Source organism: Streptomyces sp. NPDC000229 (genome assembly GCF_040300825.1).
Classification (GTDB): Bacteria; Actinomycetota; Actinomycetes; order Streptomycetales; family Streptomycetaceae; genus Streptomyces.
In genome coordinates this window covers 1-15,045 of record NZ_JBEPEL010000047.1, presented here as the reverse complement: position 1 = coordinate 15,045, position 15,045 = coordinate 1, and the positions used below count along the sequence as shown (strand labels likewise).

At 72.7% G+C, this 15,045-nt stretch carries 13 protein-coding genes; 4 read left to right on the top strand and 9 right to left on the bottom strand.

Annotated features, from left to right (window positions below; translation table 11 throughout):
- Positions 1-10: 10 nt before the first annotated feature.
- The 3 genes from ABT360_RS22040 to ABT360_RS22030 form a co-directional block, all read right to left on the bottom strand.
- Positions 11-478, bottom strand: coding sequence for a DUF3574 domain-containing protein (locus ABT360_RS22040; RefSeq protein WP_351819033.1), 468 nt, complete (start codon positions 476-478; stop codon positions 11-13).
- Between the two features lie 112 nt (positions 479-590).
- Positions 591-2,171 (bottom strand): amidohydrolase, encoded by a 1,581-nt coding sequence (locus ABT360_RS22035; protein ID WP_351819030.1) that lies wholly within the window; start codon positions 2,169-2,171, stop codon positions 591-593.
- 96 nt (positions 2,172-2,267) lie between these two features.
- On the bottom strand, positions 2,268-3,731 hold the full coding sequence (locus ABT360_RS22030) for an APC family permease (RefSeq protein ID WP_351819027.1): 1,464 nt from the start codon (positions 3,729-3,731) through the stop codon (positions 2,268-2,270).
- Positions 3,732-3,889: 158 nt separating this feature from the next.
- Here ABT360_RS22030 and ABT360_RS22025 point away from each other — a divergent pair, with 158 nt between their 5' ends.
- Complete coding sequence (locus ABT360_RS22025) at positions 3,890-4,510, top strand: TetR/AcrR family transcriptional regulator (RefSeq protein WP_351819024.1); 621 nt, start codon at positions 3,890-3,892, stop codon at positions 4,508-4,510.
- 224 nt (positions 4,511-4,734) lie between these two features.
- Here ABT360_RS22025 and ABT360_RS22020 read toward each other — a convergent pair whose 3' ends face one another.
- From ABT360_RS22020 to ABT360_RS21995, 6 genes are all read right to left on the bottom strand, one after another.
- The gene (locus tag ABT360_RS22020; protein ID WP_351819021.1) at positions 4,735-5,502 is read right to left on the bottom strand and encodes a dienelactone hydrolase family protein; all 768 of its coding nucleotides are present in this window, start codon (positions 5,500-5,502) and stop codon (positions 4,735-4,737) included.
- Between the two features lie 243 nt (positions 5,503-5,745).
- Positions 5,746-6,288: a Tn3 family transposase gene (locus ABT360_RS22015; RefSeq protein WP_351819019.1), complete on the bottom strand. Its 543-nt coding sequence runs from the start codon at positions 6,286-6,288 to the stop codon at positions 5,746-5,748.
- Between the two features lie 96 nt (positions 6,289-6,384).
- Positions 6,385-7,590, bottom strand: coding sequence for an MFS transporter (locus ABT360_RS22010; RefSeq protein WP_351819016.1), 1,206 nt, complete (start codon positions 7,588-7,590; stop codon positions 6,385-6,387).
- Positions 7,590-8,975 carry a CitMHS family transporter gene (locus ABT360_RS22005; protein WP_351819014.1) on the bottom strand — a complete coding sequence of 462 codons (1,386 nt, stop codon included), beginning with the start codon at positions 8,973-8,975 and terminating at the stop codon, positions 7,590-7,592. Before ABT360_RS22005 ends, ABT360_RS22010 begins: the two co-directional genes overlap by 1 nt.
- Positions 8,976-9,096: 121 nt before the next feature.
- Positions 9,097-11,295: a molybdopterin oxidoreductase family protein gene (locus ABT360_RS22000; RefSeq protein WP_351819013.1), complete on the bottom strand. Its 2,199-nt coding sequence runs from the start codon at positions 11,293-11,295 to the stop codon at positions 9,097-9,099.
- A gap of 82 nt (positions 11,296-11,377) precedes the next feature.
- A complete protein-coding gene (locus ABT360_RS21995; RefSeq protein WP_351819010.1) occupies positions 11,378-11,992 on the bottom strand; it encodes a TetR/AcrR family transcriptional regulator in 615 nt (204 codons plus the stop codon).
- Positions 11,993-12,138: 146 nt separating this feature from the next.
- On the opposite strand from ABT360_RS21995, the gene hmgA reads away from it, so the two are divergent.
- The 3 genes from hmgA to ABT360_RS21980 form a co-directional block, all read left to right on the top strand.
- Positions 12,139-13,473, top strand: a complete 1,335-nt coding sequence (hmgA, locus tag ABT360_RS21990) for a homogentisate 1,2-dioxygenase (RefSeq protein ID WP_351819007.1) — start codon at positions 12,139-12,141, stop codon at positions 13,471-13,473.
- A 12-nt stretch (positions 13,474-13,485) separates the two neighbouring features.
- Positions 13,486-14,235, top strand: a complete 750-nt coding sequence (locus tag ABT360_RS21985; protein WP_351819005.1) for a GntR family transcriptional regulator — start codon at positions 13,486-13,488, stop codon at positions 14,233-14,235.
- Between the two features lie 14 nt (positions 14,236-14,249).
- Positions 14,250-15,045 (top strand): type ISP restriction/modification enzyme (locus ABT360_RS21980; protein WP_351819002.1); only part of this gene is annotated, 796 nt, incomplete at its 3' end.

The following is a 15,045-nucleotide window of genomic DNA, read 5'->3' as shown; positions in this document are numbered from 1 at the left end:
GCACATCACATCAGAAGTCGGCCGTGGTCCGTTCGTCGAGGCGGGCCACCGACTCCTGGCCGAATGCGCGCTCGTAGGCGCTGCGGATCCGCTCGATCCGCGGATCGCGGGCCTTCGCCTCCGACGCCGGGTACAGCAGGATCAGTTCGTACGAACGCTCCCGCTCGATCCTGCCGTTCGCGTCCCGCCACTGCCCGCGGCCGTCCTGCACGGTCAGCCCCTCCGGGAAGGCGGGCGTCACCTCCCGGTCGACGAACGCCATGAACTGCGCGTCCGTCACGTCCGGCCCCCCGTCGGGCCGCTCGGTCCCGAAGAACAGCCGGGTCTCCAGGTACGCCGCGCCCCGGGCGGTGGTGGTGGCGGCCGCGGGCGCGGTCGGGTCCCCGAGGGTCGCGTACGCGGCGGGGGCACCGGCGGCGAGCAGGACGGTCGCCGTGGTGGCGGCCAGACGGGTGCGGGTGGTGGTGAGGATCGGCATGGCGGCACAGCCCTTTCCGTGGGGGTGCGTGAGCGCCGATCACTCTGGCAGTCCGCCGCCGCGCGGCCCGGCCGAAACACCGGATTCGGCCGGATCCGAGTGCCGGCCGCCCTCAGGGCGCCCGGTGCGTCACCCGGCCCGCGGAGACGGTCAACCGGATCGGGGCGTCCACGACCTCGTCGACCGGCGCGTCGACCGGATCCACCGCGAACGCCGTGAGGTCGGCGCGCAGCCCCGGCGCGATCCGCCCCGCCACGGCCTGCTCACCCGCCGCGACCGCCGCGTGGGTCGTGCACCCCTCCAGGGCCATCAGGCCGGTCAGGCCCCGCCCGGCCGCCGCCGCGCCGCGCGGGGCACGGGCCGTGGCGAGGACCTGCCGGGCGTCGTAGTGGGCGATCGGCCAGTCGGAGCCGAGCGCCACGTACGCCCCGGCGTCCCGCAGGTCCCGGCACCGCCAGGCGCGCGCGGCCCGCTCCTCGCCGAGCCGCCTGGACCACTCGTCGGTGCGGTCGGCACGGGTGTACGCGGTGTGCGGCGGCTGCATGGAGGCGATGACGCCCAGCTCGGCGAAGCGGGCGATCTGGTGGGCGGGGAGAGTCTCGATGTGTTCGATGCGGTGCGCGAGCCGCCCGCTCTCCCCCAGGGACGCGACGGTGTCGAGGACGTGCCGCACGGCGGCGTCGCCGATCGCGTGGGTGGCGGTGCGCACCCCCGCCGCATGGAGCCGGCGCACGGCGGCGCTGTACTCGGCCGGGTCCGGCCAGAACGCCTCCGTGCCCTGACCGTGGCAGTCGGCGTGCTCCAGCCACGCGGTGCCGCCCTCGACGGTGCCGTCCATGAAGAACTTCACCCCGCCGACCAGCCAGTTCCGGCCACGCAGCCGTTGGAGGGCGATCAGTTCGTCCAGCGCCTCCGGGCCGGCGCCCGGCATGCACCAGGGCGCGAGCCTCAACCGCAGCGGCAGGTCCTCCGTCTCCTCGACGGCCGCCAGCAGGTCCGGTACGTCGCCGTCGCCGAGGTCCATGACGTGCGCGGCGGTCAGTCCGGTGGCGGCCATGGCGGACAGCAGCTCGACGAGCCGGGCACGCCGCTCCTCGTAGGACGGTGCGGGCACCACGCCCGTGACCAGGGCCATGGCCGCGTGCTCGACCAGATGGCCGGTGGGCCGCCCGTCCGCGTCGCACACGATCTCCGAGCGCTGGGCGAAGGTGCGCGGCCCGTCGATCCCGGCGGCCTTCAGGGCGGCCTCGTTGACGAGCGCGGAGTGACCGTCGTACAGGCGGATGAGGACGGGGACGTCCGGCACGACGTCCTCGATGAGAGCCCGGTCGACGGGGCGGCCGCCGAAGGTGTTGTGGTCGAGGCCGTACGCGACGACCCAGCCCCCGGTGCGCTCGGCGTTCCCGAGCGTCGTCCGCAGCCCCTCGACGTCGGTGACCGTGGACAGGTCGAGCCCGGTCGCCATGTCGAGGCCCCACACGGGATGGCTGTGGGAGTCGGTGAGGCCGGGGGTGAGGGCGGCCCCGGCGAGGTCGACGGTCTCGGTGCCGGGGCCCGCCCAGTCGCGCGCGTCGGAGGCGTCACCCACGGCGGCGATCAGCCCGTCGCGTACGGCGACGGCGGTGGCGTGCGGCCGGGCGGGGTCGAGGGTGCGGACCTTGGCGCCGGTGAGGACGAGGTCGGCTGCGGGCACGGACGTACTCCTTGTTCGGGTCGTGTGGCTGGTTCGGGTCGTTCGGCGGGCGTTGGTGTCATGCGGCTGGTTCGGGTCGTTCGGCGGGCCTTCGTGTCATGGGGCCGGCTCTTCGGCGAACCGGGCGTACACCTCGGGCCGCCTGCGGCGGAGCCGGCGGGCGAGCAGCAGGCCGAGGAGGAAGACCCCGGGGACGAGGGCGACCAGGACGGTGTTGACGGTGGCCGAGGCGCCGGTGAAGAGGTCGATCTTCGAGACGACCAGCCCGATCGCGCCCGTGAGGAGCACGGCGGCGGTCACGGGCGCGACGATCGTGCGGACGGCTCCCTCGTTGTGCGGGACCCGGCGGAAGTAGCAGGGGATGGCGATCGCGGCGAGCAGTTGGAGCACCATCAGCCCGATGCCGCCGGGGGTGTTCACCCAGAGCAGGAGCTGTGTGTACGGGTCGGCCCCGGCGAGGGCGAAGGCCAGCACGACGACCAGGCCGAGCACGGTCTGGGCGATTCCGGCGACGTACGGGGAGCGGTGCCGGGGGTGCACCTTGGCGAGGGACGGCGGCAGGACGCCCTCCTCGGCGAGGGCGAGGCCGTAGCGGTTGATGGCGTTGTGGAAGGCCAGCAGCGAGGCCAGGATGCTGGTGACGATGAGGACGTGCATCAGGCCGGCGGCCCAGGCGCCCACATAGGTGGTGATGGCGGCGAAGAACAGGCCGCCGGGGTCGTCGGCCGCCGCCTTGACGACCTGCGCGTCGCCGAAGGCCTGGATCACGGCCCAGACGATGAACGCGTAGAACACGCCGAGGAAGCAGACGGCGGCATAGGTGGCGCGGGGGACGGTACGGGACGGGTCGCGGGCCTCGCGGCGGTAGATCACCGTGGATTCGAAGCCGGTGAAGGCGATGAACGCGAAGGCGAGGACGGCGGCGGTGCCGGGGACGAGGACGTTGTCCGGGGCGAGCGAGGCGAGGGACAGGCCGTCGGCGCCGCCTTCGACGAGCACGCCGCCCGCGAGGAGGACGAGTATCCCGGTCTCGGCGACGAGGAGGACGCCGAGGACCTTGGCGCCGAAGTCGACGGACCGGTAACCGCCGTACCAGATGAGGACCAGCCCGACGAGCGCGATGGGCAGCCAGGGGATGTCGACGCCCCACAGGGCGTGGGCGGTGTCGGCGGTGGCGGAGCCGAGCAGCCCGTACACCCCGATCTCCATGCCGTTGTAGCCCACCACGGCGAGGAGCGCCGCGCCGATGCCGACCGGTTTGCCGAGGCCCTGGGTGATGTAGGCGTAGAAGGCGCCGCCGCTGCGGATGTGACGGCTCATGGTGGTGAACCCCACGGTGAAGACCGTGAGGGTGATGCCTGCGATCAGGTAGGCGGCCGGGGCTCCGATGCCGCCCAGCACGATGGCGATGGGCGCGACGCCCGCCATCACGGTGAGCGGGGCGGCGGCGGAGACCACGAAGAAGGTGATGTCGGCGGTGCCGAGGGTGCCGGTGCGGAGCCGGGCCCCGGCGGGCTGCCGTTCGGCTCTCTCCGGGGACGCCTTGGAGGTCACGGACATGGGTGTGGGTGAGCCCTTCTGCGTACGGATGGCGGGGCTGCGAGCCGGGGGGAACGGAAACGGAACGGGAACCCGGGCGAAAACCTAAAGGCTTTCGGTTTCGGCAATGTAGCCTCCGTCAGGGGATCCGGGAAGGGCTGACGACAGGAGCTTGCGCCATGGGACGGCCGCGCACACCACTGCTCGACCGCGCTCGCATCACCACGACCGCGCTGGAACTGGTCGACGAGCAGGGCGAGTTCAGCGTGCCGCAGATCGCCAGACGGCTCGGTACGCAGACGGGCTCGGTGTACCACCATGTGGACGGCCGGGACGGCATCGTCGAGCTGATGCGGGAGCGGATCTGTGAGGCCATCGAGTCGGCCACCCTGGACATGGAGCCCTGGGACGCGGCGCTGGCCGCCTGGGCCCGGTCGTACCGTGCCGCCTTCGCCGCCCACCCGCGCGTGATCCCGCTGCTGACCACGTCACCGGTGCGGGCACCGAAGGTGCTGGAGCAGTACGAGCGGGCGGTGGGCGTGCTGCTGGACGCCGGGTTCGACGTGGCGGACGTGATGCCGGTGCTCACCGGCCTGGAGAACCTGGTCCTGGGCTCCGCGCTGGACCTGGCCGCGCCCGAGACCATGTGGGAGCTGACCGAGGAGACCAGCACTCCGCGGCTCGCCCGTGCCCTGAAGGCAGTGGGGGCGGGGCGGGCCGAGGCGGCCTTCGAAGTGGCCCTGGAGGGGCTGATCGGCCACTGCCGGACGCTGCTCGGCCGCCGGGGTCACGCCCGCTGACGTGCCCCGCGGCTCACCGTCCCCGCGGGGGGTGTGGCCGAGATACGCGCCAAAGGGGCAACGGGATGATCGTGAAGCCCTGATCCGCTCGGAGTTACGTGCGGCGAAGCACGGGCCCTGTCGCGGTAAATCCGGCATTTACTGCGGCAGTTGTGAACGCGTTTCCGCGATCGAGCATCCGCCCGAATATGGTTCTGCTGTGCGGACTTGAGGGGAGGGGACTGTCAGCGCCCGGCGCCAGCACGCTTACCTGGGTCATGCCCCAGATCCTCCGTCACGGGCAGGCACTCGGCGAGCAGGTCGACGACGTCGCGCCAGGCTCGCTGCGCGTGCCGTGGGTGGTAGCCGACGCCGGGGACCACAGGGTGGCCGACCGGCGGGTGGTGGAAGGCGTGCAAGGCGCCGCCGTAGACCGCGAGGCGCCAGTCGACGCCCGCAGCCTGCATCTCAGCGGTGAACGCGTCCCGTTGCGCGGGCGGCATGATCGGGTCTTCCGACCCGACCCCGGCCCACACCGGGCAGCGAATGCGCGCCGCCTCGCCCGGTCGGCCCGTGGTAGTTGCGTTGACTGTCCCGATCGCGCGCAGGCTGACGCCGCCGCGCCCGAGTTCCAGCCCGACGGCGCCCCCGGTGCCGTAGCCGACGGCGGCGATCCGGTCGGGGTCCGTCCGCGGTTCGGTGCGCACCACGTCGAGCGCCGCATGGCCGATGTCCCGCATCCGGTCGGGATCAGCGAGCAGCGGCAGGCAACGGGCCAGCATCTCCTCGGGGTCGCCCAAATAGCGCCCGCCGTGAAGGTCGAAGGCCAGCGCTATATATCCCAGTTCGGCGAGAGCATCGGCCCGGCGGCGCTCGACGTCGCTGAGCCCCATGCCCTCTGGTCCGAGCAGCACCGCGGGCCGGCGGTCGACACCGGCCGGGAGCGCGAGGTGCCCGATCATCGTCAACCCGTCGGCCGGATACTCGACCGTACGCGTCGTAATCGTCGTCATGAACTGGACTGTAGTGATCGTCGAGCCCGGTCCGGCTGGTGTTCTGCCGCTGGCAGATCAGCGCGGGTATCCCGCTGACATACGGCGAGGGCTCACGAGCTCCGTCACAAACCCCGTCCCCACGGCAGCGCTGTCGGATCACCTGCCCAGGCCACGGTGGTGGAGGCTGACCCTCGCAGCAGGATTCTGAGGTATACCGGCGCGCTCCCGTGAAGGGCGTCACCAGCTGGTTCACCTCACGGTTCAGGCGGCCTGGCCGAGGCCGGCGGGGGTCAGGTCCTGCTCGCGCAGCGGGGTGAAGTCGACGTCGGGTTTCGGGTCGTAGGCCTCGGGCTGGATGCCGAGTTCGTGGGTGTTGTACTCGCCGAACCGGTTGATGTGTTCGGTCAGGTACGGCGAGATGTGCGCCAGGGCTTCCGGGTCGATCTCCCATCCCTCCTCCAGCAGCTGCCGCACGATCTCCGCGATGTCCAGGGCGTTGTGGAAGATCACCACGTTCGTGAGCAGCGCGTTGAACTTCATCGCCTTCTCCTGCTCGATGGGGCCGTTGTCGGCGATGACGCCACGGTTGCCGAAGTCGATCCACTGGGAGAACCGGTTGAACGACTCGACCTTGTTGGTCGCCGCAGTCACCCGTCGGCGCAGCGGCGCCTCGGAGAGGTAGCGCAGCAGCTGCACGGTGCGGATCACGCGGCCGACCTCGCGGAAGGCGGCGTAGGTGGCGTTCTTCCGTGACCCGGAGCGCAGGCGCTTGAGCAGTGTGAACCCACCCCAGGCCCCGGACAACGCTCAACATCACCGCCAACGACACTGAGCCGAATGGGACGGGCGACGGGCGCTCAGGGCTTCAAGATCCCGTTGCCCCTTTGGGGCGTACCTCGGTCACACCCCCGCGGCGGCCTCGCCCGGCCCCCGCCCCGCCCGTGCCCCCAGGCCCGCCGCCGCGAGCAGCAGGGCGCCCAGCATCACGAACGGGGCGGCCGTCCCGGCGAGTCCGGCGATCAGCCCGGCGGACGCGGGTGCCGCGACCTGGCCGAGCCGGTTGCCCGTCAGGCGCAGCGCGAGGGCCGTGGAGCGGGCCTCCTGGGGAGCCGCCTGGACCACGGTGGTCATCGACAGCGGCTGGCCGGCCCCGAGGCAGAAGCCGAGCAGGGCCAGCATCACGGCGAGCGCCCACACCGGGACGGGCAGCGCGATGCCCGCGCACAGCAAGCTGGCGAGCAGACACGTCACGCTGAGCAATGCCGTACGGCCCAGCAGCCGGATCATCGGGGTCATGACCAGTCGGCATGCGATGGTGGCGGCGGCGCGCAGGCTCAGCAGCAGGCCGACGGTGGCGGGGGCGAGGGAGCGGTGCTCGCCGATGACCGGCAGGTAGGCGGTGAGGATGTCGGTCGCGGAGAGCACGGCGAGGCTGATGAAGATGCCGGCCGGCACCCCGCGCGTGCGGAGGATGCGGTGGACGGGGACTTTGTCGGGCTCCTTATCCCGCGCCTTTTCCCGCTCCACGCGCGCGTGCCGGGGGCTCGCGTCCCGGTCCTCGACGCGCCACAGGGATGTGAGGGACACGGCGGCGACGGCGGCCGAGACGACCAGCGCGAGGGCGCTGCTGCGGCCCATGTCGTCGCCGATGAGGAGCCCCGCCCCGGCCGGTCCGGCGAGCTGCCCCACCGAGGCGCCGATGGTGAAGTGGCCGAAGTCGCGGTCCTGTTCGGCCGGGGCGGACCGGCGGGCCACCAGCGACTGGGCGCCGATCACGAAGCACAGGTGACCGAGCCCCATGACCCCGCTCCACGCCGCCATCCACACCGGCGAACCCGCCGTCCCGCTCAGCGCGCACCCGCCCGCGATCAGCACGACACCGACCGGCAGCAGGGGCGCGCACCGCCCCCGGTCGGTCCTGCGCCCCAGCGGCACGGCGGCGAACAGCGGCAGCAGCGCGTACCCGCCCGCGATGACACCGATCGCGCGCTCGTCGGCGCCCAGCGAGAGTGCGCGGTACGAAACGGCGGGCCGCGCCATCGACACCGCCCCCTGCACGAAGGCGAAGGCGATGACGAGGCGCAGCAGCCAGTACCGGCGCTCCATCAGATGATGCCGAAGAGTATTCCGGCTCCGAGCACCACCAGCGAGGTGAGCGCCGCCCACTTCACGGTGAACCGGGTGTGGTCGCCGAACTCGACCCTGGCCATGCCGACCAGGACGTACACGGCGGGCACGAGCGGGCTCGACATGTGCAGGGCCTGGCCCACCAGCGAGGCGCGGGCGATCTCCAGCGGCGAGACGCCGTGCGCGGCACCGGCCTCGGCGAGGACGGGCAGGACGCCGAAGTAGAAGCCGTCGTTCGACATGAAGTACGTCAGCGGCAGGCTCAGCAGTCCGGTGACGAGCGCCATGTGGGGGCCCATGGCGTCGGGGACGGCGCCGACGAGCCAGTCCGCCATGTGCTTGACCATGCCGGTGCCGGTGAGGACGCCGGTGAAGACGGCGGCGGCGAAGACCATCCCCGCGACATTGAGGACGTTGTCGGCGTGGGCGGCGATCCGGGCCTTCTGGTCGGGCATGTGAGGGAAGTTGACCGTGAGGGCGAGGGCCGCGCCGATCAGGAAGAGCACCGGGATGGGCAGCACCTCCATGATCATGGCGGTGAGCAGGGCCACGGTGAGGGACGCGTTGAACCAGTACAGCTTGGGGCGGAGGGTGGGGCGGTTCGGGTCGAGCCCCTGGAACCCCTCGTCGGTCTCCGGTCCGACGCCGACGCCGCCACCCGTGGCCCTGGGCCGGTCCTCGCCGCCGCCCGCGCCGGCCGTGACCAGTACCGTCTCGGTCCGCGGCTCCAGGACCTCGTCCAGGGTGAGGTGGCCGAGGCGCTTGCGCTCCCGCCGCCCCAGCACGTACGCGAGGGCGAGGACGAAGAGCAGTCCGACGCCGAGGGCCGGGATCATCGGTACGAAGATGTCACCGGCGTCCAGCTTGAGCGCGGTGGCCGCGCGGGCGGTGGGGCCGCCCCAGGGCAGGGTGTTCATGACGCCGTTGGCGGTGGCCGCGACGCCGGTCATCACGACCAGGCTCATCTTCAGGCGCTTGTAGAGCGGATACATCGCCGAGACGGTGATCATGAAGGTGGTCGAGCCGTCGCCGTCCAGCGAGACGATCGCGGCGAGCACCGCCGTACCGACGACGACCCGCATCGGGTCGGCCTTGCAGAAGCGCAGGATGCCCCGGACGATCGGGTCGAAGAGGCCGACGTCGATCATCACGCCGAAGTAGACGATGGCGAACATCAGCATCGCGGCGGTGGGCGCCAGGTTGCCGACGCCTTCGAGGACGTAGTCGCCGAGCTGTGCGCCCTGTCCGACGAGGACGCAGAAGAGGGCGGGGATGAGGACGAGCGCCGCGATCGGCGACATCTTCTTCATCATGATCAGGACCAGGAAGGTCGCGATCATGGCGAAGCCGAGGACTGTCAGCATGGAGGACACCTAACGTTCACCCTTGAACTCCACCGGGGGGCGGCGGTCCGGATGACGTTAGGTGCCTCGTTGAGCCCTTAACAAGATGTTGACGTGTGAGCAATACGAGCAAAACCCCAGGTCATAGCGCTGGCGATACATGGACGGGGAAGCCGTTGAGCACGGCGGTGCCGGACAGGGGGTCGAGCCGGGTCCCGTCGAGGAGCTGGTTGACGTTCACCCCGGGGCGCGCCGCGGCGACGGCCATGCGCGTCCCGGGCCGGTCGTGCCCCCAGCCGTGCGGGAGGCTCACCACGCCTCTCCGTACGGTGTCGGTGACCTCCACCGGGACCTGGAGCTCGCCGCCCTCGGCCTTGACCCGGGCGGGCGCGCCGTCGGCGAGGCCGAGGCGGGCCGCGTCGTCGGGGTGGACCTGGAGGGTGCAGGTGTTGGTGCCGCTGTTGAGCGTGGGGACGTTGTGCATCCAGCTGTTGTTGGAGCGGAGGTGGCGGCGGCCGACGAGGACCAGGGCGTCGTTCCCGGCGGTGAGGGCGGCGCGCAGCCGGGGCAGGTCGGCGGCGACCGGGTCCGGCAGGAGCTCGACACGGCCGCTGCGGGTCTTGAGCAGCGACGGGATACGGGGCTCGAGGGGGCCGAGGTCGATGCCGTGGGGGTGCTCGCGCAGCCGGTCCAGGGTCAGGTCGTACGGGCCGAGGCGCAGCATCAGGTCCAGGCGTCGCTCGGCGCCGGTGCCGCCGGTGAGCCCGGCCGCGTACTCCTCGGGGTCCCGGCCGTGGGCGGGCGAGTGGGGCTCGGTGACGGCCTTGGCGAGGGTGCGGGCGATGACCATGTCGTCGACGGCCCGGGGCTCGGCGCCGTGCATGCCCGTAGCCGCGAGGATCAGCCGGGCGTGGATCTCGCACTCGTCCATGCGGCCCGGCTCCAGGGGGACGGGCGCGGGTGTGTAGCGGGCCTGGTTGCGGACGGCGAAGCCGTTGAACGCGAAGTCGAAGTGGGCGCTCTGGGACGGTGGCGGCGGAGGGAGGATCACATCGGCGTGGCGCGAGGTCTCGTTGAGGTACGGGTCGACGCTCACCATGAAGTCCAGTCCGCCGAGGGCGCGGTCGAGGCGGTCGCCGTCGGGGGCGGACAGGACCGGGTTGGCGGCGATGGCGACGAGCGCGCGGATCCGGCCCTCGCCGGGGGTCTCGATCTCCTCCGCCAGGGCGGCCATGGGCAGTTCGCCCTTCGCCTCGGGGTGCCCGGACACCCGGCTCGCCCAGCGGCCCAGCGCGAAGCCCTTGCCGGGGCCCGCCGGGCGGGGCGCGGGAGCGGTGGCGGAGAGCGGGAACAGGGCGCCGCCGGGCCGGTCGAGATTGCCGGTGAGGACGTTCAGGACGTCGACGAGCCAGTTGGTGAGGGTGCCGTACGCGACGGTGCTGCCGCCGATCCGCCCGTACACGGCCGCCGCCGGCGCCGCCGCCAGCTCACGGGCGAGCGCCCGGATGGTGGCGGCGTCCACGTCGCACGCGCCGGCGACCGCCTCGGGCGTGAACTCCCGTACCGCGTCCGTGACTTCCTCGACCCCCTGGACGTGGCCGGTGAGCGCCCCGAGGTCGGTGAGGTCCTCCTCGTACAGCACGTGGACGAGGGCGGCGAGCAGGAGCGCGTCGGTGCCGGGGCGGATGGCGACGTGCCGGTCGGCGAGGCGCGCGGTGCGGGTGCGGCGCGGGTCGACGACGGTGAGGGTGCCGCCGCGTTTGCGCAGCGCCTTGAGCTTGCCGGGGAAGTCCGGGGCGGTGCACAGACTGCCGTTGGACTCCAGCGGGTTGGCGCCGATGACCAGCAGGTGGGCGGTGCGGTCCAGGTCCGGGACGGGGATGGCGAACGGGTCACCGAACATCAGCCCGCTGGAGACGTGCTTGGGCATCTGGTCGAGCGTGGACGCGGTGAACAGGTTGCGGGTGCGCAGGGCGCCGAGGAGGACCGGCGGGTAGAGGGCCCCGGCCATGGTGTGGACGTTGGGGTTGCCGAGGACGACCCCGACGGCGTCGGCGCCGTGCCGCTCGACGAGCGGCGGCAGCCGGCGCGCGACCAGGTCGAAGGCCTCCTCCCAGGAAGCGTCCCGGAGAGCGCCGTCCTCGCCTCGTACGAGCGGGGCCCTGAGCCTGTCGGGGTCGGCGTCGAGCTCGCCGAACGACGCGCCCTTGGGGCATATGAACCCCTGGCTGAAGACGTCGTCCCGGTCACCGCGCGCGCCGGTGACGCGCGTGCCGTCGATGGTGAGCGTGAGCCCGCAGGTGGCTTCGCAGAGCGGGCAGATACGCAGGGCGGTGGGCATGGGGGCCTCCCGGGGCGGCGGCGTTGACGATGACGCGCAGACCCCGCCGAGCATACCGACCGGTAGGCATGCTGGCGACGGTTCAGCCCGCGAGGACGGGTGAGAGGTAGGCGTGGAGCAGCAAGCGGGTCTCGGCGACCAGCTGCGGGTCGCCGGGCGGCCCGGCGCGGAAGGCGAGCCGGAGCAGCGCGTCGGCGGCTTCGACGGCCACGAGCACCTTGCGCCGGAGTACGTCGTCGGCGGTGCGGCCGAGGTGGGCGGCGAGCAGGCCGCAGAGCCGGTCGGCGACGAGGTGGTTGGGGTCGTCGCCCGGTCTCTCCACGGTTGCCGGCACCCCGAAGTCGACCAGCGCGAAGCCGGGGACGGCGCGCTTCATCGCGAGGTACTCGTCGAGCATGACGTCGACCACGACACCGACCCCGCGGTCCTGGTCGCGCTCGGCCAGCCGGGCCGCCACGCGCTCGGCGTAACGGTCGAGGTTGCGATGGGCGAGGGCGGCGGCCATGGCGCGCTTGTCGGAGAAGAAGCGGTACACCGATCCGATCGGCACGCCGGCGCGCACGGCGACGTCACGGGTGCTCAGCTCCTCGTAGCCGGCCTCGTCGAGGAGCTGTGCGCAGGCGTCGAGGATCCTGGCCAGGCGCTCGGCGCTGCGCTGCTGCACCGGTGTACGGCGGAGCGGAGGTGGCGGGGGCACGGCTCCATGATGCCGCCCGGGGACGCCGGAACCCGGGCCCACCGGGAATCGTCCAAGACCCGCCCCCGTTGACGCGGGCCGCACGGAATCCTACGGTCTTACATAGGATTCCGTGACAGGACAGGTCGAGCGGGCAGGAGCGGGCGATGACGAACGACGGCACCGAACAGCGGCGGGAACAGGCACTGAAGATCGCCGAGGCGCTGGAGTACTCCTCCGGCTTCGGCAATGAGCACAGCTCCGAGGCCCTGCCCGGCGCCCTGCCGCTCGGCCGGAACTCCCCCCAGCGCGCACCGCTGGGCCTCTACGCCGAGCAGCTGAGCGGCTCCGCGTTCACCGAGCCGCGCGCCCACAACCGCCGCTCGTGGCTCTACCGGATCCGCCCCTCGGCCGCGCACCCGCCCTTCACGCGCACCGGCAATGGCGCCCTCCGCACCGCGCCCTTCACCGAGACCGTCCCCGACCCCAACCGGCTGCGCTGGAACCCGCTCCCGGACCCGGCGCCCGGCACGGACTGGCTCGCCGGCCTGTGGACCCTCGGCGGCAACGGCGACGCCACCCAGCGCACCGGCATGGCGGTGCACCTGTACCACGCCAACGCGCCCATGGACCGGGTCTTCAGCGACGCCGACGGTGAGCTGCTGATCGTCCCCGAGCGCGGCGGACTGCTGCTCCGCACCGAGCTGGGCATCCTCGCCGCCCGCCCCGGTGACGTGGCGCTGATCCCGCGCGGGGTGCGCTTCCGCGTCGAGCTCCTCGACGAGACCGCCCGCGGGTACGTCTGCGAGAACTACGGGCAGCCGTTCCAGCTCCCCGACCTCGGCCCGATCGGCGCCAACGGGCTGGCCAACGCCCGCGACTTCCGCGCGCCCCTCGCCGCGTACGAGGACGTCGAGGGCGAGGTCGAGGTGGTGAACAAGTTCTGCGGCAACCTGTGGACCGCGACGTACGACCACTCCCCCCTCGACGTCGTCGCCTGGCACGGCAACCACGTCCCGTACGTCTACGACCTGCGCACCTTCAACGTCATCGGGACGATCTCCTACGACCACCCCGACCCGTCGATCTTCACCGTGCTCACCTCGCCGTCCGACACCCCCGGCCTCGCGGGCGTCGACTTCGTGGTCTTCGCGCCGCGCTGGCTGGTCGGTGAGGACACCTTCCGCCCCCCGTACTTCCACCGCAATGTGATGAGCGAGTACATGGGCCTGATCGAGGGCGCGTACGACGCCAAGGCCGAAGGGTTCGTCCCCGGCGGCGGCTCGCTGCACAACATGATGTCGGCGCACGGCCCCGACCGGGAGACGTTCGACAAGGCGAGCGCGGCGGAGCTGAAGCCGCAGAAGATCGACGACGGTCTGGCCTTCATGTTCGAGACCCGCTGGCCCGTCACGGCCACCGCCCAGGCCGCGAACGCCGACCACCTGCAGCGCGGGTACGACGACGTGTGGCAGGGTCTTGAGCGCCACTTTCGGCCGTAGTACGGAGTACACGTGACCGCCTTCGCCCCCGACTCGCTGGTCCTGAACCGCAAGCTCCCGCTGTGGTACCAGGTCTCGCAGTCCCTGCGCGCCTCCATACTCGGGCGCGCGCCGGACGCCTCCCTGCGCCTGCCCACCGAGGAACAGCTGGCCGCGCACTACGGGGTCAGCGTGCTGACCATGCGCCAGGCGCTCAAGGAGCTGGAGGCGGAAGGGCTGATCAGCCGGCACCGGCGGCGCGGCACCTTCATCGAGCCGGGCGCCCGGCGCAGCGCGCCGCGCCGGCTGCTGGGCTCGATCGACGCGATCGTGGCCCAGCAGTCGGGTGAGCGGACGACGATTCTCGGTCACGGCGAGGACAAGGTCCCCGGTGAACTCGCCGAGCACTTCCCGGACCTCGCGGAAGTGGTCACCTACCGGCGGCTGCGCTGCGACGGCGAGAGCGGGGAGCCGACGAACTGGGCGGAGAACGCGGTCCGCCCGGAGATCGCGGCCGGGATCGACCTGGCCGACCTCGAGAGGTGGCCGATGACGAAGGTGCTGCGGGACGCGGTCGGGGTGCGGATCAGCCGGATCACCGACACCGTGGAGGCGCGGCTCGCGGACCCCGAGACGGCCGAGCTGCTCCAGGTCCCGCTGCTGTCGCCGATCCTGCACTACACGGGTGTGACGTACGGCGAGGACGGCCGGGTGGTCGACGTGGCGCGCATCCGCTACCGGGGCGACCGGTTCTCCTTCACCGTCACGGTGGAGGCGGACTGAACGCGGTCACTACGATGCGGGCCGTGACGGATGATGTGCCCCTCCTCGACGACCTGATGCCCTGGTCCGTGGCGCCGCTGCGACTGGGGCGTTCCTGGGTCGTGGCTCCGGACGTGCGCACGCTGAGGGCCCGCTGGGACGCGCTGGTACGGTCCGGCGGCGACGAGCGGGAGGCCCTGTTCCGGCCCAGCCGGGCGCGGACGCTCGCGACTTCGGTCGCCGCGCTGCCGGGGCAGCGGACGGGGACGGCCCGGTTCGCCCGGGAGGCCGGGCCGTGCCCGGAGCCGGTGCGGCTGGCCCACGGACCGTTCGACGAGCAGTGGCTGCTGCCCGACCACCGGCTGCTGGACGTGGCCCGCCCGGAACTGTGGCGCGTGGCGGACGGCGAGCGGCAGGTGTTCGCCGTCGAGCAGGGGTACGTTCCCGGGGCGCCGGGCCCGGCCCTGCTGGTGACGGCCGCGCTGCCGGACGGCCGCTCCCCCGCGGGCCGCCCGGGCCGCATCCGGCCGCTGTACCGGCGCCCCGGCGGGCGGGAGCCGAACGTCACGCCCGGGCTGGGGGAGCTGCTGAGCACGCGGTACGGCACCGGGGTCGCCCCCGAGGACCTGCTGGCCTGGGCGGTGGCGGCCGCGCGCCCCTCCCCCGCCGGGTGCGCCGTCCCGCTGCCCGCCGACCCGGCCGCCTGGGCGGCGGGCGTGGCGCTGGGCCGCCGCATGACGGACGTCCAGCTGCGCGGCGCCCGGGGCGGCGAGCCCCGCTACGTCCCCATGGAGGGTGACCGGTACCACCTGACACCGGAAACCGCGGTCG